20 protein-coding genes are annotated in these 26,815 nt (G+C 69.8%); 8 read left to right on the plus strand and 12 right to left on the minus strand.

Going from position 1 to position 26,815, the window contains the following annotated elements:
- Positions 1-30: 30 nt before the first annotated feature.
- Positions 31-1,080, plus strand: coding sequence for a hypothetical protein (locus Aco04nite_RS27565; RefSeq protein WP_213000147.1), 1,050 nt, complete (start codon positions 31-33; stop codon positions 1,078-1,080).
- A 309-nt stretch (positions 1,081-1,389) separates the two neighbouring features.
- Here the strand turns inward: Aco04nite_RS27565 and Aco04nite_RS27570 are convergent, their stop codons facing one another.
- Positions 1,390-2,430 (minus strand): hypothetical protein, encoded by a 1,041-nt coding sequence (locus tag Aco04nite_RS27570; RefSeq protein ID WP_213000148.1) that lies wholly within the window; start codon positions 2,428-2,430, stop codon positions 1,390-1,392.
- A 391-nt stretch (positions 2,431-2,821) separates the two neighbouring features.
- Here Aco04nite_RS27570 and Aco04nite_RS27575 point away from each other — a divergent pair, with 391 nt between their 5' ends.
- Positions 2,822-4,768, plus strand: coding sequence for a glycosyl hydrolase family 28-related protein (locus Aco04nite_RS27575; protein WP_213000149.1), 1,947 nt, complete (start codon positions 2,822-2,824; stop codon positions 4,766-4,768).
- Positions 4,769-4,848: 80 nt separating this feature from the next.
- Here the strand turns inward: Aco04nite_RS27575 and Aco04nite_RS27580 are convergent, their stop codons facing one another.
- On the minus strand, positions 4,849-5,568 hold the full coding sequence (locus Aco04nite_RS27580; protein WP_213000150.1) for a discoidin domain-containing protein: 720 nt from the start codon (positions 5,566-5,568) through the stop codon (positions 4,849-4,851).
- Between the two features lie 112 nt (positions 5,569-5,680).
- The gene (locus tag Aco04nite_RS27585; protein WP_213000151.1) at positions 5,681-6,673 is read right to left on the minus strand and encodes an aldo/keto reductase; all 993 of its coding nucleotides are present in this window, start codon (positions 6,671-6,673) and stop codon (positions 5,681-5,683) included.
- Positions 6,674-6,730: 57 nt separating this feature from the next.
- On the opposite strand from Aco04nite_RS27585, the gene Aco04nite_RS27590 reads away from it, so the two are divergent.
- Positions 6,731-8,347, plus strand: coding sequence for an amidohydrolase (locus tag Aco04nite_RS27590; RefSeq protein WP_213000152.1), 1,617 nt, complete (start codon positions 6,731-6,733; stop codon positions 8,345-8,347).
- Here Aco04nite_RS27590 and Aco04nite_RS27595 read toward each other — a convergent pair.
- Both Aco04nite_RS27595 and Aco04nite_RS27600 read right to left on the minus strand, forming a co-directional pair.
- A complete protein-coding gene (locus Aco04nite_RS27595; protein ID WP_213000153.1) occupies positions 8,326-9,189 on the minus strand; it encodes a hypothetical protein in 864 nt (287 codons plus the stop codon). The genes Aco04nite_RS27590 and Aco04nite_RS27595 overlap by 22 nt on opposite strands.
- Before the next feature lie 107 nt (positions 9,190-9,296).
- Positions 9,297-9,734 (minus strand): hypothetical protein, encoded by a 438-nt coding sequence (locus tag Aco04nite_RS27600; RefSeq protein ID WP_213000154.1) that lies wholly within the window; start codon positions 9,732-9,734, stop codon positions 9,297-9,299.
- A 143-nt stretch (positions 9,735-9,877) separates the two neighbouring features.
- Here Aco04nite_RS27600 and Aco04nite_RS27605 point away from each other — a divergent pair, with 143 nt between their 5' ends.
- From Aco04nite_RS27605 to Aco04nite_RS27615, 3 genes are all read left to right on the plus strand, one after another.
- Positions 9,878-10,993 (plus strand): ricin-type beta-trefoil lectin domain protein, encoded by a 1,116-nt coding sequence (locus Aco04nite_RS27605; protein WP_213000155.1) that lies wholly within the window; start codon positions 9,878-9,880, stop codon positions 10,991-10,993.
- 132 nt (positions 10,994-11,125) lie between these two features.
- Positions 11,126-12,898, plus strand: a complete 1,773-nt coding sequence (locus Aco04nite_RS27610; RefSeq protein ID WP_213000156.1) for a DUF4832 domain-containing protein — start codon at positions 11,126-11,128, stop codon at positions 12,896-12,898.
- Between the two features lie 95 nt (positions 12,899-12,993).
- The gene (locus Aco04nite_RS27615; RefSeq protein WP_244876339.1) at positions 12,994-14,376 is read left to right on the plus strand and encodes a DUF4832 domain-containing protein; all 1,383 of its coding nucleotides are present in this window, start codon (positions 12,994-12,996) and stop codon (positions 14,374-14,376) included.
- A 94-nt stretch (positions 14,377-14,470) separates the two neighbouring features.
- Here the strand turns inward: Aco04nite_RS27615 and Aco04nite_RS27620 are convergent, their stop codons facing one another.
- Entirely contained in the window at positions 14,471-14,881 is a 411-nt protein-coding gene (locus Aco04nite_RS27620) for a hypothetical protein (RefSeq protein WP_213000157.1), read from the minus strand.
- Positions 14,882-14,977: 96 nt separating this feature from the next.
- Here Aco04nite_RS27620 and Aco04nite_RS27625 point away from each other — a divergent pair, with 96 nt between their 5' ends.
- The gene (locus Aco04nite_RS27625; protein ID WP_213000158.1) at positions 14,978-15,739 is read left to right on the plus strand and encodes a Pr6Pr family membrane protein; all 762 of its coding nucleotides are present in this window, start codon (positions 14,978-14,980) and stop codon (positions 15,737-15,739) included.
- Here Aco04nite_RS27625 and Aco04nite_RS27630 read toward each other — a convergent pair.
- The 6 genes from Aco04nite_RS27630 to Aco04nite_RS27655 form a co-directional block, all read right to left on the minus strand.
- On the minus strand, positions 15,693-16,550 hold the full coding sequence (locus tag Aco04nite_RS27630; protein WP_213000159.1) for a polysaccharide deacetylase family protein: 858 nt from the start codon (positions 16,548-16,550) through the stop codon (positions 15,693-15,695). The two genes, Aco04nite_RS27625 and Aco04nite_RS27630, sit on opposite strands and share 47 nt — an antisense overlap.
- Before the next feature lie 300 nt (positions 16,551-16,850).
- Complete coding sequence (locus Aco04nite_RS27635) at positions 16,851-17,390, minus strand: hypothetical protein (protein WP_213000160.1); 540 nt, start codon at positions 17,388-17,390, stop codon at positions 16,851-16,853.
- A gap of 57 nt (positions 17,391-17,447) precedes the next feature.
- Positions 17,448-19,019: a hypothetical protein gene (locus tag Aco04nite_RS27640; RefSeq protein ID WP_213000161.1), complete on the minus strand. Its 1,572-nt coding sequence runs from the start codon at positions 19,017-19,019 to the stop codon at positions 17,448-17,450.
- Positions 19,009-20,427, minus strand: a complete 1,419-nt coding sequence (locus Aco04nite_RS27645; protein WP_213000162.1) for a glycosyltransferase — start codon at positions 20,425-20,427, stop codon at positions 19,009-19,011. The genes Aco04nite_RS27640 and Aco04nite_RS27645 overlap by 11 nt, the downstream gene beginning before the upstream one ends.
- Entirely contained in the window at positions 20,427-22,469 is a 2,043-nt protein-coding gene (locus Aco04nite_RS27650; RefSeq protein ID WP_213000163.1) for a glycosyltransferase family 2 protein, read from the minus strand. The genes Aco04nite_RS27645 and Aco04nite_RS27650 overlap by 1 nt, the downstream gene beginning before the upstream one ends.
- Positions 22,470-22,509: 40 nt before the next feature.
- A complete protein-coding gene (locus Aco04nite_RS27655) occupies positions 22,510-25,992 on the minus strand; it encodes a PQQ-dependent sugar dehydrogenase (protein WP_213000164.1) in 3,483 nt (1,160 codons plus the stop codon).
- 593 nt (positions 25,993-26,585) lie between these two features.
- On the opposite strand from Aco04nite_RS27655, the gene Aco04nite_RS27660 reads away from it, so the two are divergent.
- Positions 26,586-26,807 (plus strand): hypothetical protein, encoded by a 222-nt coding sequence (locus Aco04nite_RS27660; protein ID WP_213000165.1) that lies wholly within the window; start codon positions 26,586-26,588, stop codon positions 26,805-26,807.
- The last annotated feature ends 8 nt before the right edge of the window (positions 26,808-26,815 follow it).

Consider the following 26,815-nt stretch of genomic DNA (forward strand, 5'->3'; position numbering starts at 1 on the left):
CAGCACCTGAACCCCGGTAACATCGCGGCGGTGACGTTCGACGTGTACTTCGATGTCCTCAGCCGCACCGCCGACCCCGACGAGTGGGAGGCCGCGCTGGCCGGCATCGTCGAGCAGGCGCAGCGGGCCGAGCCGGCCGAGGTGCAGACCGCGCTGGAACGCCTCGCCCAGGGGATGCGGGCGATGCCGTTCTTCTTCGCGCAGGACCTCGCCCAGGTCGTCGGCGCCGTCGCCGGGCTCGGCACCGACCCGCTCGTGGTGCTGCCGGTCCTCGTGGAGCGGGCCACCGAGGTGCTGGAGTCGGCCGCGCTCTTCGCCGGCCTGTGCGAGGCGGACCTCGGCGAGATCCCGGACCTCACCGATGAGAGTACGGCCCGCGAGGCGCTCGCCCGCTTCACCGAGCTCGCCCGCCGCCGCAGCCTCGACGCGCACGAGGCCGAGCTGCTGATGCAGGCCTGGATGTCCGCCGACCAGCTGGTCCAGCCGCTGCTGGTGCTCTGCCAGCGCGCCGACGCCCGGGCCGCGCTGCCCGGCCGCGAACGCCTCGCCGCCGCGATCGAACCCGTCCGGGAACGGCTCGGCACGCCGTCCTGGCTGGCCGGCCTGCTCGAGGTCCTCGACGACGAACCGCTCATCGTGCTCGACCGCGGCTTCGCCGGCACCGGCCGCGGCTACCGGGTCACGATCGGCGGCATCGCCGACAACTTCCAGCTCCACACGCTGCTCGCCGCCGCCCTGATCAGCGACCCCGCCGACGAGACCCGGCTGCCGGGCCGCCCGCCGACGGAGATCGAGATCGCCGCGGCGAGCACCGGTGACCCGGCACCCGACGGTGGCATCACGGGCAGCTGGAACATGATCGACGCCAACGGCGACTGGATCTGGAACGAGGGCAAACCCGCCGACATCCCCCACCACGACGGCGTACGCGTCATCGTCCTCGACGCCGCCCCGTACGAGCGCTCCTGGAACGCCGGCCGGGTCTACCCGCTGATGCTCCCCACGCTGCGCGTCGACGGCCCGCTCACCCCGCAGGAAGCAGCAGCCCTGCTCAGCCAGGTGAAACCCGCCTCCCGCTGAGAAGAGGCCCCCGGCCAGGAAGGTGTGGGCCACGGCTCGGCGAGCCCGCGACAGAACTCGGAGCGGTCGGCGAGCCCGGCCCGCAGCTGGTCGAAGACCTCGATCGGGGCGCCGCCGGGGTCCTCGGCGGCGCCGAGCAGGTGCGGAACCACGGCACCGCGCAGCACGACCTCGGCGACGCGATCGTCTCATCGCGGGAATTCATGAGCGCAGGCCATCCACAAGGGATCAGCCGGAAGACCGCCTGGCCGCCTCAGCAGGCGAGACGGCCAGGCGAAACGCGCGGGTGAACGGGCTCGAGCAGCCGGGTCAGGCGGGAAGCGCGCCGACCGGGTCGGGGGCCTCGCCGGCGGGGTGGGGGCGGGCGGCGATGGCGGCTATCGCGATGAGGGTGAAGCCGGTAAGGGTGCAGCTGAGGTAGGTGCCGGTCTGGCCGAAGACTCCTTGGACACCGGTCTCCCGGAGCAGATCCATGGTCGGGCCGAAGGTGAAGGCGTCGCCGGTGTGGAGGCGGCCGCCCGTGCTCGCGGTGTCCGGGCCGGTCAGGTAGTAGGCCAGGGAGGCGAAGAAGGTGGTCGCCGGGAGGAGCAGGAGGGTGAGGCCTGCCCCGCCGAGCAGGGCGGCCGGTCGGCGTCGCCGGGCCGCCGCGATGCGGTGGGTGAGCGCCGCCGCGACGAGCCATCCGACGATCATGCCCAGCACGAGCCCCGCGATCGTCAGCGGTACGAAGGCGGCGGGCCGGGAGGGCCATCCGGCGATGGAGATCATGGGGTCGACGTCGGCGGTGGCGTAGTACGCGTACACACTCAGCTCGGTGTTGCCGTTCGTCGCGTGGAAGTGGGCGTTTCGCAGGAGACCGTCGGAGCCGTCGCCCGTACCGACCGATGTGGTGTCCCAGCCGTCGGCCTCCATCTTCTGCCTTGACACCTCGGCCGCTTCAGCGGGGTTCAGGCCGGCGGCGATCGTGTCCATCACGTTGAGGTACGAGCTGTCCCCGGTGTGGCTGAGCGGCGTGCCGCCCGGAGGCAGCATCTGCGCCGCGACCGACTCGGCGCCGGGCAGGTCGGCGTACAACGTGGTGCCCACCCAGGATCCGCCTGCCGCCCCCAGCGCCCCACCGACCACCAGTGCCAGCACCGCGGCCACCACGGCGAGCGGCCGCCCGCCCGGCAACCGGAACCGTTCCCGCAGTCCGTCGGCGGCCAGCTGCCACCGGGCGGCCCGGCTCGACCTCCCGTCCGGCCCGGCCATCTCGATCAGGGTCGCGATCAGTTCCGCCCCGTGCCGCCGACGCATCCGAGCGGGGTACGCAGCGAGCAGCGGCCCGAAGCCATGAGTTGAGTTCTGCACGGGCCACACAGTACGGAAGCCGTCATATAACGTCAACCGAGTGGTGACATGCACAATCGGGCCCATGCTCGAATTGCCGGAACATAGTGGCGCCTTCACCCCTCGACTCCGAGGCACAGACGGCGCTGGCCGCCGGTTCCGGGAGATGACGCGTGGACGGCGGCCCGGCAACTGCTCGCGCTGGGACCTGATTCGGACGTCCTTGAGTGGGAGTTGGCAGTCGCGGTGGCCAGCGGGGACGCCTGGTTCGTGCACAACCGGCCGTAGTGAAAGGGCACTCGCGATCTCCTCCCCTTAGGCAGCTCTTAACTTTGCTTACTGACGGTGCGTGACTGCGGGGCGGGTCTATAGCGTCCGGGTGGCTGTCGGCTGTCTCGGAGGTACCGGTTCGATGAGTTTCCACGGTGAGGGTGCGCCTGCGCGGCACCGGCGGGCGCGGCGGCGGGCGGCGGGCGGGGTGGCTGCCCTGGGGGCGGCGGCGGTTGTCGCTGCGGGGTTGAGCCTGTCGTCCTGGTGGTCGTCGCCGTCGGCTGATGCCGCAACCACAGCCGCGTCGCCGTCGGCTGATGCCGCAACCACAGCCGCGTCGCCGTCGGCTGATGCCGCGATCACAGCCGCGGCCACGGCCACGTCGCCGTTCGCGGTGGACGGGCGGGGTGCGCGGGTGCCGTTCACCGAGCTCGAGGCGGAGGATGCGGCGACCAACGGGACCGTGCTGGCGCCGGACCGGCGGTACGGGACCCTCGCGACCGAGGCTTCGGGGCGCCGGGCCGTGACCCTGGACGCGGCCGGGGAGTACGTCGAGTTCACGCTGACGGCGCCGGCTGATGCGATGTCGTTCCGCTACAGCGTGCCGGACGACGCGGCCGGGACCGGGCGGACCGCGAGCGTCGACGTGCGGGCCGGGGGCAACAGCACCGCGGTGGCGGTCACGTCACGGTATGCGTTCTACTACGGGTCGTTCCCGTTCACCAACACGCCGGGTACGGGTGCGCACCACTTCTACGACGAGACGCGGACCATGTTCGGGCAGACGCTGCCGGCCGGGTCGACGGTGCGGGTGGAGCTGTCGTCGACGGCGCAGACCCCCTCGATCACCGTGGACCTCGCCGACTTCGAGCTGGTCGGGGCGCCTATCGCCAGGCCCGCCGATGCGCTGGACGTGGTGGCCGACTTCGGGGCGGACGCGACCGGCACAGTCGACGCGACGGCGAAATTTCAAGCAGCAGTCGATGCGGGGCGTACGCAGGGCCGCGCGGTGTTCGTACCCCGGGGCAATTTCCTGCTCTTCGGGCATGTGACCGTCGACAAGGTGACCGTGCAGGGGGCGGGACCCTGGTACTCCGTGCTGGGCGGGCGTGACCCCGGCGATCGGTCCCGGGCGGCAGGGCTGTTCGGAAGGTACGCGGGGGCGGGCGGGGCACCGAGCACCGGCGTGACGATCCGTGACCTGGCGATCATCGGTGACATCACCGAACGCGACGACAGCGCGCCGACCAACGCGATCGGTGGTTCGCTGACGGACTCCGTCGTCGACAACGTGTGGTTGCAGCACACCAAGGTCGGGCTGTGGCTGGACGGCGTGACGACGAACTTCACGCTGCGCAACAGCCGGATCCTGGACCAGACCGCGGACGGCGTGAACTTCCACCGGGGCATCACCGGCTCCACCGTGGAGAACACGTTCGTCCGCAACACGGGCGACGACGGGCTGGCGATGTGGTCCCAGACCAACGTCAACTCCGGCAACACGTTCCGCGACAACACCGTCGTCGCGCCGATGCTGGCGAACGCGATCGCGGTCTACGGCGGCACCGGCATCACGGTGACGGACAACGTGGTTGCAGACACGATCGTCAGCGGCGGCGGGGTGCACGTGGGCAACCGGTTCGACGACGTGCGCGGGCCGACTGCGGTGTCCGGGACGTTCACGCTCGCGCGGAACACGCTGATCCGGGCCGGGTCGCCCAGCGAGTGGGAGTCGGGCATCGGGGCGCTGTGGTTCGACGCCCTGAACGCGCCGTTGACCGGGGCGTCGATCAAGGTGAGCGACACCGACATCATCGACAGCACGTACGCCGCGGTGCAGACCGTGGAGGGCAGCGCGGTGACCGGGCTCGACCTGGACGGTGTACGGATCGCAGGCGCCGGGACGTACGCGCTGCTCTTCCAGAACGCCGGCGCGGCCACACTGACCGGGGTCACCGTGACCGGGGTCGCGCAGTCGCCGCCGGTCTACCGCTGCGGCACCGGCTTCACCATCACCACCGGCCCCGGCAACTCCGGCTGGTCAGCCGACGCCACCACCTGCCCGCCGACCTGGCCCGCCCCGCAGTAGAACGGCGCCGCAGCCGGGCAGCCGGCAGCCCCCGTCACCGGCGTGTCCGCGGCACCGCGAAACACCGGCTGACAGGCCGGTCAGACCGCGGGCTTCACCTCGGCGATGCGGCTCGACTGGTTCACGACGCCGGTGACCACGACTCGTACCTTGGTGGTCGTCACCGGGTCCGCGAAGCTGATCGTGCGGGTCATCGCCGTGCTGGCGCTGACCTTGCCCTGGGTGACCCAGGCGCTGCCGTTCCACGTCTGCACCTGGTATTCGGAGATGATGCCGTCGACGTGCGAGGTGACGGCGACCCCGGCGACGGTGACCTTGGCCGGGGTGGTGATCGTGAGGGTGTCAGGCTGCTGGTCGGCGGTGTCGTCGTTCCAGAACGTGGCGGCGTCGCCGTCGATGGCGCCGGCGGCCTCGTAGTGGCGGGTCACGCCGTCGACCACGTTCGAGGCGTGGACGCTGGACGCGCTCGCCTTCGTACCGGACGGCCAGGTCTTGATCGGGGGTGTGGTCTTCGAGGGGGTCGGCGACGGGGACTTCGAGGGGGTCTTCTTCTTGGACCTACTGGGAGAAGCCGACGGAGAAGCCGAGGGCGAAGCCGGCGCCGAGGCCGACGGCGACAACGAAGGAGAAGAAGAAGCGACGACGGGCGGCGACGCCAGGTTCACCGCGCTCTCGGTGATCACCTGGGTCGCGGGCGGCTCGCTCGCCATCATCATGGCGACGGTGACGACGACGATCGAACCCGCTGTGACGAGGCCGGCGGCGAGCGCCATACCCAGCTGCTTCCTGGTCAGTGACACCGGATTCCCTCAGTTCGCGCATCGACGGGCAGAACGCCGGAACCCTACGCCATCGGCGATCACCGCACGAATTCACAATCCTGTTTAGACGAGCGGCTACTGACTCGTCCGGTCAGGACAGGAGTTCCAGCTGCTCGGGGGTCAGTTTGAGGTCGAGGGCGGGGACGGCGGCCTCGAACTGCTCGATCGTGCGGGGGCCGATCAGCGGGATCGCCGTGGGGGCGTCCTGGTGCATCATCCAGGCCAGGACGAGCTGGTTCGGGGTGACGCCGAGGTCGCCGGCGAGCGAGGTGAGCGCCGCGAGCCGGGCGTCGGAATCCGGCCCGGCGTACGCCGACATCGCGCTGTGCCCGGCCCGTTTCGCCGGGTCGTCGTAGATGCCCTTGAGAATCGGGGAGTACGCGACGAGCGTCTGGTCGCCGTGCTCGGCGAGGTAGTCGAGCTGTTCGGCGTTGCTGACCGAGACGTAGGAGCCGTTCGGGCGCAGGTACGAGTGCTGCTGCTGGACGGCGACCGGCAGGGGCCAGCCGTGGCGGGAGCAGAGCCGGCGGATCCGTTCCAGGCGCCAGGTGTAGACGTTCGACCAGCCCAGGTGGCGTACCTTGCCGGCCCGCACGAAGCCGGCCAGGGTCTCCAGCGTCTCCTCCAGCGGGGTGACCCGGTCGTCGACGTGGATGTAGTAGAGGTCGACGTGGTCGGTGCCGAGACGGCGCAGGCTGCCGTCGAGGGCGTCGCGCAGGACCGTGGCGCCACCACCGGCGAACGTCCGGCGGGCCCGGTCCCAGTCCGGGGTGCCGTCGGCCGCCCACAGCTCCGGGGAGTGGACCGGCAGGGCGCTGCCCTTGGTGGCCAGGAAGACCTCGTCGCGGTGGTTGCCGGCACGCAGCCAGCGGCCCAGCAGTTCCTCGCTCTCGCCGCCGCGGCTGCCGGGGGTGGCCCACCACTCGTAGCAGTCGGCGGTGTCGAGGAAGCTGCCGCCGATCTCGAGGTAGCGGTTCAGGATGTGGATCGAGTCGGGCTCGCTGGTGGCGTTGCCCATCTGCATGGCACCGAGGGCGAGGCGGCTGATCTGCGTACCCGTGTGTCCCAGTTCTGTCGTCTGCACGCGAACGACGCTAGGACCTGGAGCGCGCTCCAGGTCAAGAGCTGCCATTGTCGGTGCATGGACGTTCTCTTCACCGGCGGCCGGCTCTTCGGCACGGACGCTTCCTTCCTGTTGGTACGCGGTGAGCACATCGCCGCGCTGGGCGGCGACGAGGTGCGGGAGCGCGCGGCGCCCGGCACGGAGCTCGTCGACCTGCGCGGACGGCTGCTCCTGCCGGGTTTCCAGGACGCCCACGTGCACGCTGTGCTGGGCGGGCTGGAGCTGGGGCTCTGCGATCTGAGCGGCACCACTGACGTAGGCGAGTATCTGCGGCGGATCCGGGACTATGCGGACACCCGTCCCGATGCCGGGTGGATCACCGGGGGCGGGTGGTCGATGGAGAGCTTCGCGGGCGGCGTACCCGGGAAAGCGCTGTTGGACGGCATAGCCGGCGGCAGGCCGGTGTTCCTGATGAACCGGGACCACCACGCCGGGTGGGTGAACAGCCGGGCGCTGGAGCTGGCCGGGATCACCGCGGGCACGCCCGACCCGGCGGACGGGCGCATCGACCGTGACGCGCACGGCGAGCCCGTGGGGTGCCTGCAGGAGGGGGCTATGGCGCTGGTCGCCGGTCTCGTCCCGGAGGTGACGCCCGGCGAGCGGCTGGCCGGGTTGCTGCGGGCCCAGGAATTGCTGCACTCGCTCGGGGTGACCGCGTGGCAGGACGCGATGCTGTGCGGCGCGAACGGTTATCCCGACCATTCCGACGCCTATCTGGCGGCGGCGGCCGACGGTTCGCTGCTGTCCCGCGTGGAGGGCGCGTTGTGGTGGAACAGGGACCGCGGCGCCGAGCAGATCGAGACGTTGCTGCAGCAGCGCGACACATTCAGCGTGGGAAATCTGCGCAGCCGGTCGGTCAAGTTCATGCTCGACGGCGTCGCGGAGAATTTCACCGCCGCGATGACCGCTCCCTATCGCGACAGGTGCGGGCACCCGACCGGGAACAGCGGCCTGTCGTTCGTCGATCCGGCCGCCCTCGCGGAATACGTCACGGCGGTCGACGCGCTCGGATTCCAGGCGCATTTCCACGCACTCGGCGACCGGGCCGTCCGGGAGGCTCTCGACGCGGTCGCCGCCGCCCGGAAAGCCAACGGCATGCGGGACACCCGGCCGCATCTCGCGCATCTGCAGGTTGTGCACCCCGATGACGTACGCCGTTTCGCCGCGCTCGGTGCCACCGCGAACATCCAGGCGTACTGGGCGACGCACGAACCGCAGATGGACGAGCTGACCATTCCGTTCCTTGAACCGTCGCTGGCGGGATGGCAGTACCCGTTCGGCGATCTGGCGCGTGCCGGGGCGCGACTGGCGGCGGGCAGCGACTGGCCGGTGACGACCGCGGATCCGCTGCTCGGCGTACACACCGCGGTGAACCGGGCGCATCCCGGTTCCGGGGAGCCGCCGTTCCTGGCGGGTCAGGCGCTGGGGATCTCGCCGGCGCTCACGGCGTACACCAAGGGGTCGGCATTTGTGAATCACCGCGATGACAGCGGCGAACTCAGGCCCGGCCACCGCGCGGATCTCGTCGTTCTGGACCGTGACCTGCTCGCGGGCCCGGCGGAGGCGATCGCCGAGGCCCGCGTGGACCTCACCTACGTGGGTGGTTCGCTGGTCTACTCGTCGCGCGACGCGTGAGCTCCCTGGCGGGCGTCCTCGGTCTCCTCGGTTTCTTCGGCCGCGTCCTCGTCCTCGTCGGACGCGGCCGGCGAGGAGGAGGGGGTGGCCTGCTGAGGGATGATCATCGGCAGCTGGCCGGTGGGCTGGCGCAGGGCCGGGGTAAATGTGACGGGCTCGGGTTCCTGCTTGCCGAGGTCACCGCTGACCTGCGGCTGGTCCACCCAGAGTGAGCGCAGCTGACCCTGCATGAAGCTGGTCAGCCGGCCGCGGTAGTCCCGGTCGAACGCTTCCAGGGCCTCGATCTGCTGCTGCAACGCCTCGCGCCGGGCGCCGAGGCTGCCCACCACGTCGTCGTAACGCTGCTGGGCGGCCAGGCGCAGCTGGTCGGCGTTGGCCTGGGCGTCGGCGGTGATCCGGCCGGCCTCGCCGCGCGCCTCGAGGACGACCTTGGCGGCGTTGCGCTGTGACTCCTCGACCCGCTCGTGGGCGTCGCGGACGATCTGCTCGGCGTTGGCCCGGGCCTCGAGCAGCACCTGCTCGGCCTCGCGGCGCACGTTGTGGCCGTGCATCTGGGCCTCGCGGCCGATCTCCTCGGCCGCGGCGAGCGCGTCCGTGCGGATCTTGTCGGCCTGCTGCTGGGCCCGCTGGAGGTGCTCCTCGGCGGTGCGCTGGGCCATGGTGAGGACCTGCAGCGCCTGGTTCGGGGGAATGCCCTGCTGGGCCTGACCCTGCTGCGCCTGGTGCGGCTGGCCCTGGTGCGGCTGGCCCTGCTGCGGCTGGCCGGGCGCGAGCAGCTGGTGCTCGGAGGTGGCATTGTCCGGGGACGTCCCGTTGAACATCACTTTTACACGATCCTTCATCCGATTGTCTGTCACCGGAGACCTCCGCACGTGGCCCTGGAACGGCGGGATGCTACCAACCGAACCAGGGCACGCGCGAGAGCGGTTCGCGTTCCGGGGTTAACTGATTACGGCGAGGTGCTGCCGCTGGACGCGATCGAGATCAGGCTGCCACCGCACGCGCACAGGATGATGAACAGCGCGACACCCAGCATGATCCAGGTGGCGACCATGCCGGGGAACTTCTGCGGCGGGGTGCCGAGCGCGCCGCCGAGGAACGCGATCGTGGGCGCCTTGTACTCGATCTCGACGGTCTCGCCCGGCCGCACGGTGACGCCCTGGTCGGCGTTGCCGATCCGCGACGGGATCAGGTAGGGCACGTGCACGTGGACGTGGTGCTGGCCGGCCGGCACGGGGACGACGGTGCGCCCCCAGGCCTTCGCCACGATCTGGCCGTTGAAGCTGATCTCCGGCTTGAAGAGCCCCATCAGGAACGCGAGCCAGAAATACTTGGTCGTGATGGCGATCGCCCCGCCCGGAGCGCCCTGCTGCTGTCCTGGATACACCGTGGTCCCCTGCCCCGTTCAACTGTGCCTCATCCTGCCGTTGCGGCAGTCGGCAGAGGATAGGGCACAACGCGCCCACCAGGGAAGAAGGTCCCTCCCGTGAGGTAACAACGGGCTGAAACTCCCCATTTGTTACACCGATCATGGACAGCTCCCGATCCGTTCGGCCATGGTCGCGACGCCGCGAATCCCCGCGCGGTCTCCCCCTCGGGCTCACCACCCCCGACCGGACGAATCTGCTCACCCAGCAGGCGGCGGTCGCGTTCGGCGGCACCGGGTCGGGCACCGTCATCACGGTCGACCCCGCGAAGACCTACCAGAGCATGGTCGGTTTCGGCGCGTCGTTCACCGACTCCGCCGCGTACAACATCTTCCATTCCCCGCAGCGCGACGCGGTGATGACAAAACTGTTCGACCCGGCCGCCGGAATCGGCCTGAGCTGGGTACGCCAGCCGATCGCGGCCAGCGACTACTCGCGCTCCTTCTACACCTACGACGACGGTGCGGGATTCACGATCGCGCACGACCAGGACTACATTCTTCCGCTGCTCACCCAGGCCCGCGCCCTGAACCCCCAGGTCACTTTCATGGGTACGCCGTGGAGCGCACCCACTCGCATGAAAACCAATTCCGCGCTGATCGGCGGCTCGCTGAAAGACGCCGGCATCGGTGCCTACACGGACTATCTCGTCAAGTTCGCGCAGGCGTACCGCGATGCCGGCGTACCCATCGGATATCTGAGCGTGCAGAACGAGCCCAAGTTCTCGCCGCCCGGCTATCCCGGAATGCTCATGACCGCCGACCAGCAGGCACGGGTGATCAACGCGCTCGCCCCGAAACTCGCCGCGGCCGGGCTGAGCACCAGGATCCTCGGGTACGACCACAACTGGGACGACACGACGTACGCGCAGAGCGTCAACACCGCCGCCGGCGCCAACGTCGCGGGCTCGGCCTGGCACTGCTACGCGGGCGATCCGGCCGCGCAGAGCCTCTGGCAGCACCCGGCGGACAGCACACTGCGCTCGCTCGGCAAGTGCCTCGATGTGAAGGACAACCTGACAACTGACGGCGCGGCGGTGCAGATGTGGGACTGCTTCGGCGGCCCGAACCAGCAGTGGACGTACACCGCCGGTCACGACCTCGTGAACGTGGCGAGTGGTAAATGCCTCGATATCAAGGACGCCGCCACCACCAACGGTGCAAAACTGCAGATCTGGACGTGTACGGGCGCGGCGAACCAGAAGTGGGCGGGCCTCTGACCGGTACCCGCCGCACGACAGCGCCCCCGGGTTCTCCCGGGGGCGCCCTTTTTTACCAAAGTTTGTTCACCGTCGCCCGAATTTCCCTGGAGTACCTCAATATAGGAATAGACACCTGCCGATAGGAGAGCCATGCCCCTGACACGAGCCCTGCCCCTGACACGAGCTCTGCCCCTGAAGCGCTTACTGGCCGCGGCCGTCGCCGGGCTGTTCGGTGCGACCGCCCTCGCCGTCACCCCGGCCCACGCCGCGATCACCTCGCCGAGCGCCACCAACACCGCCACAACGGTCACGTACACGGTCGGCTACACCGGCTCCCCGGCCTTCCGGCGGGTCTATGTGGACGCCGACCGCAACGCCGCCACCGGCTTCGCAACCGCCGGGGTCGGCGCCGACTTCCTCCTCGAGAACAACACCCTCTACCGCAATTCCGGCAGCGGCTGGAGCTGGGCCTCGGTCGCCACGGTCACCCACACCGCGGCGAGTGGCACCGCCACGTGGACGGTCAACCGGTCGGACCTCGGCGAGACGGCCACCCCGGGCGACGCCGACCTCGTCTTCCAGATCGAGTCACCGCTCGAGACCTCAGCGAGGATCACGCAGACCTACACCGGCGGCTCGGACGGCTCCGTCTCCTACGCCGCGAGCACCGAGGACATCACGAACCCGGAGCGCGGGCTCTACCACCACACCCAGGACTGCGACGCGGCCGACTTCAACCAGGCAACCCTGGCGGCGTACCGCGCGAACGATCACATCTCGCTGGTCATGTGCATCTTCTACCTGGCCGCGTTCAAGAACTCCGCGATCAGTGCGGACGCTCTCGCGAAGTTCCAACGCCAGGCCGACACCGTGCGGGCAGCCGGGCTCAAGATGATCGTGCGGTTCGCGTACACCACGAACACCACCGGTGACGACGCCCCGCTGAGCCGGGTGCTCGCCCACATCGACCAGCTCAAGCCGCTCCTGCAGGCGAACAGCGACGTCATCCACGTGATGCAGGCGGGCTTCATCGGCGCCTGGGGCGAGTGGTACTACACCCAGAACTTCGGCAACGCGGGCGTCGTCTCCGCCACCGACAGGGCGAACCGCAAGGCCGTCGTCGACAAGCTGCTGACCGCGCTGCCGGCCGACCGCGATGTCCAGCTCCGGACACCGGCATTCAAACGCGACCTGTACGCGACGGAGCCCGTTTCCGCCACGCAGGCGTACACCGGAACGGCGGTCGCCCGTCTCGGGCACCACAACGACTGCTTCCTGGCCAGCCCCGACGACTACGGCACGTTCGTCAACCCCGCCGTGGAGTACCCGTACCTCGCCGCGGACACGAAGTACGTCGTCATGGGCGGCGAGACCTGCGGCGTGAACTCCCCGCGCTCGGACTGCCCGACCGCGACGCAGGAGCTCGCCCTGTTCCACTACAACTACCTCAACACCGACTACAACCAGTCCGTCCTGAACACCTGGACGGCCGGCGGATGCATGACCACGGTCCGGCGCAGCCTGGGCTACCGCTTCGCCCTCACCACCGGGGTGTACCCGGCCACCGCCACCCGCAACGGCACCCTCGCGGTCCGGTTCACCGTCCGCAACGACGGCTGGTCGGCGCCCGCCAACCCGCGCAAGGCCGTGCTGGTGCTGCGCAACACCGGCACCGGGGCGCTCTACCGGCTCCCGCTCGCCGCCGACCCGCGGCGCTGGGCGGCCGGCACGACCACCACGGTCAGCGAGTCGCTCTCACTCGCCGAGATCCCCGCGGGCAGCTACCGGCTGCTGCTCAGCCTGCCCGACCCTACGACCGGCCTCGCGGCCCGCGCCGACTACGCGATCCAGCTCGCCAACGCCGGCGTGTGGGAGGCCTCGACCGGTTTCAACGACCTGCTGCGTACCGTGACCATTGCTTGAGAAATGCTGAAGGGCGCTCGGGGCAGATTCCCCCGGGCGCCTTTCTTTTATCGTGTTATGCGGCTTTTCATCGGAGTTTGTCCTAGCGTATTCTCATGCCTCTGAAACGCATGCCGGCCGCGGCTCTCACCGGTCTGCTCTGTGCCACCATTGTCGGCGCGGCCCCGCCCTTCACCACGAAGGCCCGCGCCGCGGACAACTCGGTTGCCTACAGCGCGGACGGCGCCGACATCGCCAATCCCGAGCGCGGTTTCTACCACTACCCCGGAAACTGTGACTCGCACGACTTCGACCGTGATCGACTTCTGTCGTTCCGTAGAAAAGAGCACATCTCACTTGTGATGTGCATGTTCTATCTCACGCCGTACAAGCATTCCCCGATCAGCGACGCAGCCCTGAAACAATTCCAGCAACAAGCCGATGTCGTACGCTCGGCGGGGCTCAAAATGGTCGTCCGGTTCGCCTACACCGCCGATATGGGCGGCGACGATGCCACATCGGACCGTATCCTCGCGCACATCGACCAGCTCGCACCCGTACTGCGTGCCAATGCCGACATCATCCACGTCCTGCAGGCGGGTTTCATCGGCGCCTGGGGCGAGTGGTACTACACGCAGAACTTCGGCAACCTCGGCCAGATCTCCCCCGCCGACTGGGCGAACCGCAAAGCCATCCTGGACAAGCTGCTCACGGTCCTGCCGGCCGACCGCATGCTCCAGGTCCGCACCATGGCCTACAAGCAGACGTTGTACGACCCCGATCCCGTCTCCGACACGGAGGCGTACTCCGGCACCATCGCCGCCCGCCTCGGCCACCACAACGACTGTTTCCTGGCCGCCGCCGACGACATGGGCACGTTCCGCAACCCGAACGCGGAGTACCCGTACCTGGAAGCGGACACCCGGTACGTGGCCATGGGCGGGGAGACCTGCGCCAAGAACTCCCCCCGCACCGACTGCCCGACCGCGGTGCAGGAGCTGATCCAGTTCCACTACAACTTCCTCAACGAGGACTACCACCCGGACGTGCTCGCCAGCTGGTCCTCCGGCGGCTGCATCGACACCATCCGCCGCAGCCTCGGCTACCGCTTCACCCTCGTCAGCGGCTCCTACCCGGACACCGCCGCCCGCGGCGGCATCCTGCCGATCAGCTTCACCGTCCGCAACGACGGCTGGTCCGCCCCGGCCAACCCCCGCGACGCCGCCCTGGTCCTGCGCAACACCGACACCGGCATCAACTACCTGCGCTTCCTCACCGCCGACCCCCGCCGCTGGGCGCCCGGCACCACCACCACGGCCACCGAAACCGTGTCACTGAACGGTCTCGCAGCCGGCACGTACGACCTGCTCCTCGACCTGCCCGACCCCGGCGCCCGCCTGGCCGGCCGCCCCGAGTACTCCATCCACCTCGCCAACGAGGGCCTCTGGGAACCCAGCACCGGCTACAACAAACTCCGCCACCGCGTGACCATCAACTGACCCTGGCTCTACCGGACTCCGCCTTTACCGGACTCGGCCTTTACCGGACTCGGCCTTTACCGGGCTCCGCCTCTACCGGACTCCGCCGGCAGCGTCAGGGCTGCCGGCGGAGCAGCACGCGGATGGTCAGCCAGCACAGATGGGCGAAGCAGAACGCAGCGACGGCGTAACCCGTGACCTGGCGCCACCGCACGTCGTCGGAGTTGGCGAAGATCAACCCGATCACGACGCCCGCGATGTCGAGCCGGGCCGTGCGCCACTCGGCTCCCCCACGCCCGACCTGCCGGAACGGGTCCCGCCCGATCGCCACCCGCAGCGCGTCGGCGAACTGGACCCGGCTGAACTCGTCGCGGCCACCGGCTTCCACGGTCTCGTCGAGGATCGGCCGGACGATCTCCAGCTCCTCGGCGGACAGCCGCGCGACGTGCGGGCGCGGCCCGGCATGGATGGTGACGACAAAGCCCTTGCCGCGCGGAACGGCTTCCCAGGTATCGATGACAACCATCGTAGGGGTGCCGCGCGCCCGCCGCGAGACTCCCGCATAATCCAGAGAATCGATCAAGCCCCCTCAAGCATGACCCGCCGGAAGGACCCTCCCCCGATGACCGTCCTGTCCCGTCCCGAGCTGTGGTGGCGGGTGGCGATCGTCGCCTGCGGCTACACCGGCTTCCAGATGGACCAGCACCGGTTCGCCTACTACACGAACCAGAGCAACCTGATCGTCCTCGGCTACTTCGGCGCCACGATCTACTGGATGCTGAAACGCGGCACCACCGCTCCGGCCGCACCCCGGCTCCGCGGCCCGGTCACGCTCTGGATCGTGATCACGTGCCTGATCTCGCATTTCGTGCTCAACCACGGCGACAATCCGCTGCCCGGCCTCATCCACGGCGACCCGGCGACCGAACTCACCAACCGCTCGCTCTTCCTGATGCACTACGCAGTGCCGATCATGGTCCTGCTCGACTGGCTCCTCTTCGGCCCCCGCCGGGTGTCACCCTGGCGGGACCTCCCGCTCTGGCTCATCTACCCGTTCGGGTACGGCATCACGTCCATCTTCCGGGCCATCCTCTTCCCCGAGGTCCCCGACCGCTACCCGTACTTCTTCTTCAGCCCCGAGGGCAAGGGCTACCTGGGCGTGGCACTCTGGATGGTCGCCCTCCTGGCCCTCTTCGCCCTGCTCGGCGCGGCCCTCCTGGCCCTCGACCGCCTCCTCGCCGCCCTCCCCCGCAGGACCGCCACCGCGACCCCGGCCACCCCGGGCCCAACCGGCGAACACGGCCGAACGGGCGCTGTCGACGGGAAGGCCGGTCCGGTTACAGGGCCACGAAGCGGTAGCCCTTCGCCGACAGCGCGGGGATGACCTTCTTCAGCGCGGTGTAGGTCTGGGAACGGTCGCCGCCGCCGTCGTGGCAGAGCATGATCTGCCCGGGGCGGGCGGCCATCAGCCGGTGCTCGATGGCGGGGGCGCCGGGGCGGGACCAGTCGCGGGGGTCGGTGCTCCAGTCGACCGGGAGCAGGCCCGCGCGGGCGGCTTCGCGGAGCACCGTCGGGGACCAGTCGCCGCCGGGGGAACGGAACAGCTTCGGGGCGTACCCCGTGGTCTTCTGGATCTTGGCCTGGGCCCTGGCGATCTCCTTGGCCACCTGCGGGCCGGACTTGCCGGCGAGCTTCGTCGGGTGGCTCCAGGTGTGATTGGCGAGCTGGTGACCGGCGCCGACGACCGTCTTGGCGATCTGCTCGTGGCCGAGCACCTGGTTGCCGATCATGCAGAACAGGGCCGGCACGTGGTACTTGTCGAGCAGGTGCAGGATCTTCGGGGTCCAGATCGGGTGCGGCCCGTCGTCGATGGTCAGCGCCACGGCGTCGGTGGGGAACGGCGGCGCCGACGACATCCGCCGATAGTCCGCCAGCGTGAAGATCGGCTTCTTCTGCGTCGGCAGCCCCGGCGGCTTGGCCGGCGCGCTCTCCTTGGGCGGGGTGCGCGGCTTTGTCGTCGCCCGCGGCGTGTGCTCGGGTCTCGCCGCCGACACGGACCCGGCCGTCGCCGCCCCGCCGAGCACGAGCAGCCCGGCAGCTCCCGGCACGGCGGTCAGCAACCGCCGCCTTGTCACGGTGCCCTCGCCGGCCTCGTCACGAAGCCGATCGAGGCCGCCGCTGAGCCTCTCCAGCACCAGCGACACCTCCACTGAACACGATCCACACGGATCGACCATCGCCGACCGCCGGGAACGCTAGCAGTATGCGTCAAACCGGTTCCAGCTGACACATGTACGTCGATATATGCCCCAATCCGGAGAGTGCGACACCTGGCACGCGGCGTACGCAGGACCCCGCCCTTTGTGGACGATCACCCCGAGGTGGACACCAGGCCGATCACCTCTTCGCCGGCCCGGCGACGACGTCTCGAAGTCGGCGGCGTGCGCTCGTCATCTGCCTGCACCCGCAAAGCCGAGCAACGCCGGCAGAGGAACTCAGGGCTTGTGCTCGACCAGGGTGGCGAGGGAGGCGACGACGCCGGTGTCGCGGTCGCTGACCATCTCCCAGGCGCGGGCGACGCCGACCAGGATCGAGGTGCAGAGCGCGTAGCCGATGAGGTGCATGGCGACCTCGGGGTTGATGCCGGCGATGACGAGGCCGCCGCAGATCAGTTCGGCGCCGAAGATGCTGAGCAGCAGGACGATGAGACCGGCCTGGCGCAGGCGGGCGCGGGTGGCGGCGACGCTGGCCAGGACCGTGCGGATGCCGGCTGCCGTGAACAGGACGCCGACGACTCCCATGGAGGCTGCCGGGTAACCGAGGTTGGTCTCGGGGACGAGGCCGAAGAGTGAGACCACGAGGGTATTGGTGAAGGCGATGAGGGCGGCGCTCGCGCGTACCTGTCGAATGACTGGATTGTCGAGTTTGGGGCTGTTGTGCGGAGTCAAGGACAGAGCCACGAACAGCAGGCCGGTCAGCGCACCCGCCGCGCCGGCCATCGCCACGAAGAAGTCCCTGTATTCACCAGTCACCATGATGATCACTGTAGGGGGCATTGCCCGGCGGGAGACCCACCCGCCGGGCAATGCCGGTCAAGCTGCGATCAGGGTCCACTGCAGGTTGCCGTACGCGTCCGACCAGGTACGCACGCCGGTGACAGGAACCGACGCGGCGTCGGGCCCGTAACGCCCCGTGCGGACCGCGTCGGTGGGGGCGTCCGCCGAGAGCAGCAGGTAGCGGATGTTGTGGCCGCGGGGGTCGGTGACCGCACCGGGGAAGTCGCGGTCCGGGGTGGTGACGAAGCCGTGAGGGTGATCGCTGGCGAGGATGACGCCGTAGGCGACCGCGGCGTCGGCCAGGACGGCGCCGTCGGGCAGGTTCATGGCGTCCAGGTCGGCGGCCACCCGGGCGTCGACGCGGGCGAGGTCGCTGCGCCGGGCCGAGCCGGCGGCCGTGACGTACTCGGATTCCTCCCGGGCGAGTTCGGGCTGGGTGAGGGTGTAGAGCGTGCTCGGGATCGCCAGCAGGGCCAAGGTCAGGGTCACCGCGACGCGGGCGGTGCCGAGCGGGCGCCACGTGGCCAGGACGTGCCCGGCCAGCAGGACGCCGAGCGGGATCAGGGTGATCTGGAAGCGGAGCCAGCCGAAGGACATGCCGGTCAGGAACGCGAGGGCGTCGAACGCCAGCACCGACCCGAGGATCGTGACCGGCGCCAGGATGCCCGGGTTGCGCGCCCGCCAGGCCAGGATCGCCGCCAGGACCAGCAGCACGAGCAGCAACGGGGCGAGCCCGAGCCACTGCTGGGACCAGTACGCGAGCCGCCCGCCCAGGTCGTCACCGGTGACCGACGAGATCCCGGTCGACCCGCTCGACACCTGGGCCGAGTTGCCGTACTCCGAGGAGAACGTGGCGAACCACTGGTTGACGATGATCTTGCTGGCGACCGCCCAGAGCACCACCGCGAGCACCCCGGGCAGCCCCGCGATCACCGCGTCGACCCGGGCCAGCGCGGCCCGGCTGCCGGTTCCCCCCAGACGCCAGGTGACCAGAGCGACCACCACCGGGAGCGCGACGACCGGGGCGAGGGCCTCGTAGCGCGCGCCGTACGCCAGTGCGATCGCGAGACCGGCCGGGACGAGCGACTCGACCTTGCGCACGGTCAGCCACTGGTACAGCGCACGGGTGGCGAGCAGCAGGAACAGCAGGAAGCAGGCCTCGCTCATGCCGTTGCCCGCGTAGAGGACGGTCATCGGGTTCAGGGCGAACGCCGCGGTCAGGATCAGCCGCGGGGTCCGGGTGAGCGTCATGCGGCGCAGCAGGTCGTGGACGACGCCGACGGTGGCCGTCATGAACGCGGCGGACACCAGGGGCGCGAGCAGGGACTGCTGGGTCAGCGCCGGGAGCAGCACCTTCAGGGGCAGGAACGGGAGCAGGATCAGCGACGGCAGCGGGTTCCAGACGAAGCCGACCGCGGCGAGGTGCGGGTCCCGGCTGAAGAGCGTGTAGTACGCGTTGGCGAGCCGGCTGGTCGAGTCGCTCGGGATCACCTGGTTGTGCCAGAACCACAGAGCGACGGCCAGGTAGACGATGCCGCACGCGAGCAGGACCGCGCGGTGCTCGGTGAGGGTCGGGCGTCGCCGGGCGACGAGGGTGTCAGATGTCATCGGAGGCCGCCGGCGCCGTGGTGGGAAGGTGCAGGCCGTGGGTCGTCTTCTCCCAGTAGGAGGGCTTGAAGACGAGCTGCCACGCGGCTTTGGCGCTGGCCAGGCTCATCATCGCCCAGTACAGCGGCGACAGCAGCGCGGTGCCGAGCAGGTCGGGGCGGTCCATGCTGCGAACCGAGAGGACGTTGAGGTAGATGACCGTGGCGTTGCCGAAGACCAGGCAGAACACGCCGATGTAGTAGAAGGGCGGGATGAAGATCTGCTCCATCACGGCGGGCTGGGCCAGGAACCAGAGCAGAGTGGTGGCCCACAGCACGGCGTTGAGCAGCGCGGCCAGCGGAGTGCCGCCGACGAACAGGTTGAGGCACAGCAGCCCGCGCCACCCCAGTTGCTTGAACGTCGCGCGGGGGCTGCGCAGGTGGACCAGCCAGGTCATCAGATAGCCCTTGTACCAGCGGCTGCGTTGCTTGATCCAGTTGATGAAGTCGGAGTTGGCCTCCTCGAGGGTCACCGACTCCAGCACGCCGACGCGGAAGCCGGAGCGGGCCAGCCGGATGCCGAGGTCCGCGTCCTCCGTGACGTTGTACGGATCCCAGGCGCCGAGCTCGCGCAGTTCACGCGTACGGAAATGGTTGCTTGTGCCACCCAGCGGGACCGGCATGCCGAGCGCGACCAACCCGGGCAGCAGGGACCGGAACCAGGTCGCGTATTCCAGGGCGAACCAGCGGGTGATCCGATTCTGATCGGTGTTGAAGTAGCCCAGCTCCGCCTGCAGGCACACGTATTCCGGGCCGAGCCGGCGCAGCGCCACGACGGCCCGGCGCAGTTGCAGCGGGTCGGGGATGTCCTCGGCATCGTAGATCGTGACGAACTCGCCGGTCGCCTCGGCCAGCCCGACGTTGCAGGCCTTCGGCTTCGTCTTGGGCATCGACTCCGGCACGACCAGGATCCGCAGGTGCTCGCCGGTGAGCGCGGCCCGTGCGGCCTCGATCGTCTCGGTGTCGTCCGGTTCGAGCAGGAGGATCACCTCGAGCTTGTCGCGGGGATACTCCAGTGCCGAGAGATGCGCCATCAGGGCACCGATCACACTGGGCTCACGGTACGCGGGGACGAGCACCGTGTAGACCGGCAGCTCGGCGTCCGCCACGGCCCGCGCGTCCTCGTCACTGATCAGCACCCGGTGCTCACCACGCCCGGCGGCGTAGACCAGCGCGACCCGGAACGCGATGGCCGCGCCGTAGCAGAGCGTCACGAGCGCGACGATCACCTGCAGCACCAGCATCGGGCGCAGCACGGCGACCCCGGCCAGCAGGGCGAGACCGGCGAAAAGGCCGATGCGCTGGAGCCGGGTCAGAACAACATGCGCGGAGTACGCGGTGAGCTTGCGCTCGATCACCTCAGCCGGCATCAGCGGTCTCCCCGCGGCGAACCCTGCGACGAGGCGCCAGACGTCGCCGGCAGCTCCGCGGGTTGCCACGTGAGCTCGGGCAGAGTGCGCAGCCCCAGCAGCACGGCGACGACGGTGAGGGTCGCGAGGACGAAGCGGGCCCGGGGCAGGAACGGGCGCCCGGCAGCCAGTGCCCGGACCGGGCGGCTCCGCGACCAGAACACCACGATCGCCGCCACCACCAGCGCCAGCGAGACGTCGGTGAGGGCGGGTAGCCCGGCGTAGCGGCCCGAGGAGAACATCCCCGCCACGAACGGGACGTTGGCCGCCACCGCGACCACCGCCAGGGACGCGACGGCGGCGCGTGCGAAGGCACCCCACCGGGCCCCGAAGATGACCAGCGCGCTGACGATCAGGCAGGCCACGGCGCCGAGCACGGCCGGTGCGTCGTTCGCGGCCAGGCCGAGATCAGCGATGGACACGAGCGGGAGCAGCAGGGCCCAGCGCAGCCGGGCCGCCGTACGCGTACCGAGGAGCAGGATCGCCGCACCCGCCAGGTAGAACAGTGACGCCGGCAGCAGCCAGGTGAGCCGGTCGGGCGCCGGGGCGAGCAGCAGCAGCGCCGACGCGGAGACCAGGCACCCGACCGAGAGCAGGCCGTCCACCTGCCGGTCGTGCACATCCGGTTCGCCGCGGTCGGGGCGCAGCCGCCCCAGGACCAGGGCCGTCGCCGCGGCCAGCGGGATGATCAGCGGCACCGCACCGCTGCGGGTCCAGAGCCCGTTCCACGAGACGGCGAGCAGGGCGGGGAACGCCAGCGCGGTGAGCAGCAGGGTCAGGATCACGCGGACCTGCCCGGTCCGCCGGACCAGCCGCATCAGCTCCGTGGCGGGCAGACCGCCGCCGGCCGGGGTGCCGTACACCCAGGAACTCGTGACGATGTAGCGCAGCGCGAACACCACGATGATGGCGACCACGTTCGCGCCGAGATAGTGCAGCCCGCCCCAGCGGACCAGGGCGAACAGCAGGCCCAGGTGCAGCGGGGTGAGGCTGTTGTTCAGCAGCAGGAAGCGGCCGAAGCGGTGCCGTCGCGCGTGTACGCCGGGCGGCATCACCAGGTGGTCGATGACCGCGAAGTTCCAGACGATCGCGACCTGCACGGCCAGGAACGCGGCGAGCAGGTAGGGCAGCCCGGCGAGCTCACCGAGGGCCCACAGCGCCACCGAGTTGACCGCGGTGCCGGCGGCGCCGGCGAGGGCGAAACCCGCCATCCGGCCGTACGCCGACTGCGGCCGCCGCATCATCGACAGCCGCAGCCCCGCGAGGTGCCGGAAGTACCGCAGGCCCTCGGGCAGCGACGCCTTGCTCTCCCCCGCGGTCCGGGACCGGAACGTGTACGGCACCTCGGCGACGCGCTCGATCCGGTTGCGCACCAGCATCTCGAGCAGGATCTTGTAGCCGTCCGGGCGCAGCTCCGCCGGCCGGACCGCGTCGCGGCGCACGGCGAAGAACCCGCTCATCGGGTCGGTGACACCGCGCAGCCGGAGCGGGAAGAACAGCTTGGCGAGCCGCCCGGAGCCACGCGAGACGGTGCGGCGGAACCAGCCGCCCAGCCCGTCGACCCGGCCTGACTCCCGGTAACGGCTGGCCACCACGGCCTGGGCGGTCTCTGCGCGACCAGCGGCCAGCAGCAGCGGCGCGGTCTCCGGCGGGTGCTGCAGGTCGCCGTCCATCACCACCACCCAGGGCGCGCGGGCGGCGGAGATCCCCGCGACCACGGCACCACCGAGACCACCGGCACGCTCCTGTGAGACACGATGTATCAGACGCACCTCTCCGGGGTGACGCTCGGCGATCGCCTCGATGGCCGACGGCGTCGCGTCGTCACTGTCGTCGACGAAGACGATCTCCACGGGCTGGTCGCCGAACGCGGCGCGTACCCGGTCGGCGAGCGGGCCGACGTTGTCCGCCTCGTTGCGGGTCGGCACCACGACGGTCACCGCCGGTGGAGCGCCGGCGACCCGCGCCGGGGCTTCGAGCCGGGTCGGCGATATCTCCGCCATGAACGGACTCCTTCTCACTGGGGGGTGTTTCACAGGGGGCTCACTGGGGTGTCTCCGTGAACACGGCCACGGCGCCGACAAAGCTGTCGTAGTACTCGACGACGACGGTGTGCTCGCCGGCTCCGAGGTCGAGGTCTGTGGTGAACGTGGTGGGGCCGTGGTCGGACCAGCCGTCCAGCACCGTGACGCCGTCGAGCAGCACGCGGATGCCGTCGTCCCCGGTCGCCGCGAACCGGTAGGTGCCGGCGGCGTAGTCAGCGGTCTTCGTCCACCGGGCGGAGAACTGGTTCGCCGGGACGAGCGGGTCCGGCGACCCCAGCCCCCAGTCGAAGTCCACTGTGTCGTCGCTGCGGGACACCACGGGCGTACCAGTGAGGGTGGTGTTGGCGAAGTACTCCGCGGACCAGGTCGCGGCCGGGTGGTACGCGCCGATGCGCTGATAGCCGAACTGGAGTGCGGCGCCGACACCGTTCTCGTAGTACTCGACGCGGATCTGGTGGATGCCGGCCAGCACCGGGCGGTCGGTGCTGAACGTGGCGTGCTGGTCGGCCCACTCGTCGACGATCGGTACGCCGTCCAGGAAGACCCGTACCCCGTCGTCGCTCAGGCCCGAGAACCGGTAGAGGCCCGCGGACAGCGTGTCTGTTCGCGTGAACCGGGCCGCGAACTTGTCATCGTTGATGGCCGGGTCCGGGGAACCACCGCCCCAGTCGAACGCGATCGCTGGGTCGGTCCGCGTCACGTCGGGCTCGCCGGCGGGAAACGGCGGGGCGCTGCCCGCACCGGGGGTGTTCCAGAATTCCGACGTGTAGTCCTGCGGGTCGAGCTGGTCCGCGAGCTGCCGGTAGGCGAGCCGGGCCACGGCGCCGCCGGAATTCTCGTAGTAGTCCAGCACGACCGTGTGCGGGCCACCGTCGAGCACCGTGGTGGCGGTGGTCGCGACCGGCCCCGAATCGGTCCACCGGTCGATCACCCGCAGCCCGTCCACGGTGAGCCGTACCCCGTCGTCCGCGGTGGCGGTGAACTCGTACTCCCCCGGGGCCAGGCTCAAGGTCCGGGTCCAGCGCCCGGCGAAGTGGTCGGTATTGATCGCCGGGGCCGGTGATCCCCCCGCCCAGTCGTGGTCGACGGCGTCCTCGGCGCGGGTCAGGACCGGTGGGGCGCTGGGCACCGTCGGCGAGCTGCCGGTGCCGGGGAGATTCCAGTATTCGGCGCGCCAGGTGTCGTCGGGCTGCTCCACAGTGGCGGCCCAGTCGAGTTTGGCGATCGCCCCGCCGGCCTCCTCGAAGTACTCCAGCGTGATGGTGTGGTTGCCCGCGCCCAGGTCACCGATCCAGTCGTACGCGGTGCCGGGCTGGCTGGACCAGTGGTCGAGCACGAGGGTGTTGTCGACGTAGAGCCGGAACCCGTCGTCGCAGACCGCGGTGAAGCGGTAGCGGCCGGCGGCGAAGTACTGCTTCTTGGTCCAGCGTGCGGAGAAGTTGTCCGCGGGCACACCGGCGCCGGGTGAGCCCCCGCCCCACGCGAAGTCGATGCGCGGGTCGTTGCGGGTCAGGACGGGCGCCCCGGCGAGGGCTCTGCCGGCGTAGTACTTGGCGGCGAACGGCGTCGACGGGGCGTAGACGGCCGTGTACGTGGTGTCGTCCCCGGGCGTGACGATGGTGTGCCGGATACTTCCGCCGTCCGACCAGCCGGTGAAGTGGTACGTGGTGCCGTCGGCGGCGACGGCGACCGGTGGGGCGTACAACTCACGCCTGAAGCCTTCGACCCCGGCCACCTCGTGCGGTGCCGTCTCGGGGATGCCGTCCAGATAGGCCGTCAGCCCGGGTGGGCTGGTGGCAACGGTGAACGTCGTCGTGATGGGCCGGATGGTGACGGAGCGCGAGGTGCTGAGACCGTTCGTGTCGGTGGCCGTGACGGTGAGCTCGTACCAGGTGTCCGCGGACGACTCCCCGGTCGACGGGATCGTGAAGGAGCCGGCCCTTCCGGTCAGCGGGCCGACGAACGGGTGGATGTGGGTGCCGTGGTGCAGCACCGCGTTCATCGTGATGTCGTTGTCGTCCAGGTCGAAACCGGCGGCGTCGCTGGCGAACGCGTTGTAGGTGATGACGTCGCCGGCGCGGTAGCGGGCACCGTCGGCCGGCACGGCGACGTTGAGCGTGGGCGCGATGCCGACCTGGATGACGATGGGCACCGCCTCGGCGGCGTTTCCCTCGCTGTCGGTGACGGTGAGCGTGGCAACGTACACACCGATGTCGGGGTAGATCTTGACCGGCTCTGCCGCGGTGCTGCCGGTGCCGTCGCCGAACTCCCATTGATAGGTGAGCGGGTCGCTGTCGGGATCGACGCTGGCCGCACCGGAGAAGTGCACGGTCAGCGGGTCCAGGCCCTTGGTCACGTCGGCCGTGGCCGTGGCGCTCGGCGCGTGGTTCCCGATCTCGTAACTGATCCGGTAGAGCCGGCCCGGGATGAAGGTGAGGTAGTACAGCGAGCCGTCCGGTGCCACCTTCAGGTCGACGACGCTGCCGGCGACGGTGTCGAAGGGTTCCACGGAGGTGGCGTTGCCGTCCGCGTCGAGCACCGCGCGGCGGATGAAGCCCTTGGCGTAGTCGCCGAAGAAGAGGTTGCCCCGGTATTCGGCCGGGAACATCGTCCCGCGGTAGACAGGCCCGCCGGTGACGGCCGCGCTCTCACCCTCATGCGGGTACGCGTAGATCGGGTCGACGTAGCCCGTGCACGCCGACGTACAGGCGCCCTCCTTGAGCGGCCACCCGTAGTTGCCGCCCTTGACGATGTGGTTGACCTCTTCCCACGTGTAGTCGCCGACGTCACCGCCGTAGAGCTGACCGGTCGCGCTGTCGAACTGGAAGCGCCACGGGTTGCGGAAGCCGTACGCCCAGATCTCCTGCTGCTTGCCGGCCTGGCCGGCGAACGGGTTGCCGGGCGGGATCGTGCCGTCGCGGTTGATGCGCAGGATCTTGCCGTGCGGGTTGGTCAGCAGCTGGGCGTTCGGCGGGTAGCCGTTGTCCCCGACCGCGAAATACAACTTCCCGTCCGGCCCGAAAGCGAGACTTCCGCCTACGTGCAGCTCCTGCGACAACGATTCGGTCTGGAAGATGGTGAACGGACCGGTGGTGGCGACATCGGCCGAAGCGTCAAATCGGACCAGCCGATTGTGCAGATCGAGGCCGGTGTAATAGAAGTACGCGTAGTGGTTGGTGACGCCGAATTCCGGGTCGAACGCGACACCGATCAGGCCGCGGTCGCCACTGGGCTGCGACGGCAGATCCGCAAACGGCGTGGCCAGCAGTCGCCCGTTCTTGACAATCTTGATCTTTCCCGACCGCTCGAGGACGAAGATCCGCCCGTCGGGAGCGATCTCGAAACCGGACGGCCCCTCCAGCCCGGCCCCGACCACGAGTTCGGTCCGGAAATCCGCTGGTGGCGCCGCTTGCGCCGGCAACGGTGCCAGGACAACGACCACCAGGAGAGCCGAAACGAGCAGAGCTAATAGTTTTCTCACGGCACCTCCCCCACACATACCCGTGCCGCTGTAAAAGGTAGGGCCTGATTGTTAAAAAGGAATGGCGTGAACCCGAAAGGAGTAATGAAGGGGGTGCTTCCATTGCGTTTCCGAAACGGGCATCCCTCTCGTAACGACTGTCGCAAGCGGACAGTCGACGAAGAAAGCCAAGCTCAGCGCGGGAAAGTACATTTTCATGATCATCACAGATGGCGAACAGATACGCGAACCTCGCATCGGGTCGCGTGAGCGTAATTCGCGTGAGCCAATGGCCGGTGAAATGCAAGAGAACTGTCGCAACCCCGATTGTCGCATCCAATAGCATCGATCGAGGACCGCCGGCCCCGTGCAGGCACCACGGTCACGTCGTGGCGGGCCGGCGGCAGTGGAATGCGGGTCAGCACGGACGGCGGGGAGCTGACCGCCGACCGGCCGGTCGTCTGCGCCAGGCCGTGGACGTCGCGGCTGCTACCCGGCGCTCGCGCCGCTGCTCGAGGAGACCCGGATCGTCAACGTCTTCCTCGGTGCCGGCAACGCGTCGCTGGTCGCGCCGCCCGGGCTCGGCGCGTTCTCGATCGAGGTGCCGTTACACGATGGCGCCGCGTAACCGGTTCGCGGTCGCGCAACCGGTTCGCGATCGGGCGATGCCCGGCCTGCCGCACGTGCTGGTGGCGGCGGCCTGCTCCGGGCACGGCTTGAAGTTCGGTCCCGCGATCGGCGCGGCACTGGCCGACCTCGCGACCGGCATCGCCAGCCCCGATCCGGACGGGCTCTCCCCGATCCGGACGGGCTCTCCCCCGCGGCTCTCGCGGTGACGGCGTGA

It is taken from the genome of Winogradskya consettensis, assembly GCF_018332715.1.
Classification (GTDB): domain Bacteria; phylum Actinomycetota; class Actinomycetes; order Mycobacteriales; family Micromonosporaceae; genus Actinoplanes; species Actinoplanes consettensis.

Coding starts and splice junctions, on each gene's coding strand:
- Aco04nite_RS27620 (WP_213000157.1), bottom strand. CDS start 14,881: ATGGTTGTCATCGATACCTGGGAAGCCGTTCCGCGCGGCAAGGGCTTT.
- Aco04nite_RS27635 (WP_213000160.1), bottom strand. CDS start 17,390: ATGGTGACTGGTGAATACAGGGACTTCTTCGTGGCGATGGCCGGCGCG.
- Aco04nite_RS27595 (WP_213000153.1), bottom strand. CDS start 9,189: ATGAAGGATCGTGTAAAAGTGATGTTCAACGGGACGTCCCCGGACAAT.
- Aco04nite_RS27575 (WP_213000149.1), top strand. CDS start 2,822: ATGAGTTTCCACGGTGAGGGTGCGCCTGCGCGGCACCGGCGGGCGCGG.
- Aco04nite_RS27645 (WP_213000162.1), bottom strand. CDS start 20,427: ATGCCGGCTGAGGTGATCGAGCGCAAGCTCACCGCGTACTCCGCGCAT.
- Aco04nite_RS27615 (WP_244876339.1), top strand. CDS start 12,994: ATGCCTCTGAAACGCATGCCGGCCGCGGCTCTCACCGGTCTGCTCTGT.
- Aco04nite_RS27650 (WP_213000163.1), bottom strand. CDS start 22,469: ATGGCGGAGATATCGCCGACCCGGCTCGAAGCCCCGGCGCGGGTCGCC.
- Aco04nite_RS27625 (WP_213000158.1), top strand. CDS start 14,978: ATGACCGTCCTGTCCCGTCCCGAGCTGTGGTGGCGGGTGGCGATCGTC.
- Aco04nite_RS27640 (WP_213000161.1), bottom strand. CDS start 19,019: ATGACATCTGACACCCTCGTCGCCCGGCGACGCCCGACCCTCACCGAG.
- Aco04nite_RS27590 (WP_213000152.1), top strand. CDS start 6,731: ATGGACGTTCTCTTCACCGGCGGCCGGCTCTTCGGCACGGACGCTTCC.
- Aco04nite_RS27660 (WP_213000165.1), top strand. CDS start 26,586: ATGGCGCCGCGTAACCGGTTCGCGGTCGCGCAACCGGTTCGCGATCGG.
- Aco04nite_RS27610 (WP_213000156.1), top strand. CDS start 11,126: ATGCCCCTGACACGAGCCCTGCCCCTGACACGAGCTCTGCCCCTGAAG.
- Aco04nite_RS27605 (WP_213000155.1), top strand. CDS start 9,878: ATGGACAGCTCCCGATCCGTTCGGCCATGGTCGCGACGCCGCGAATCC.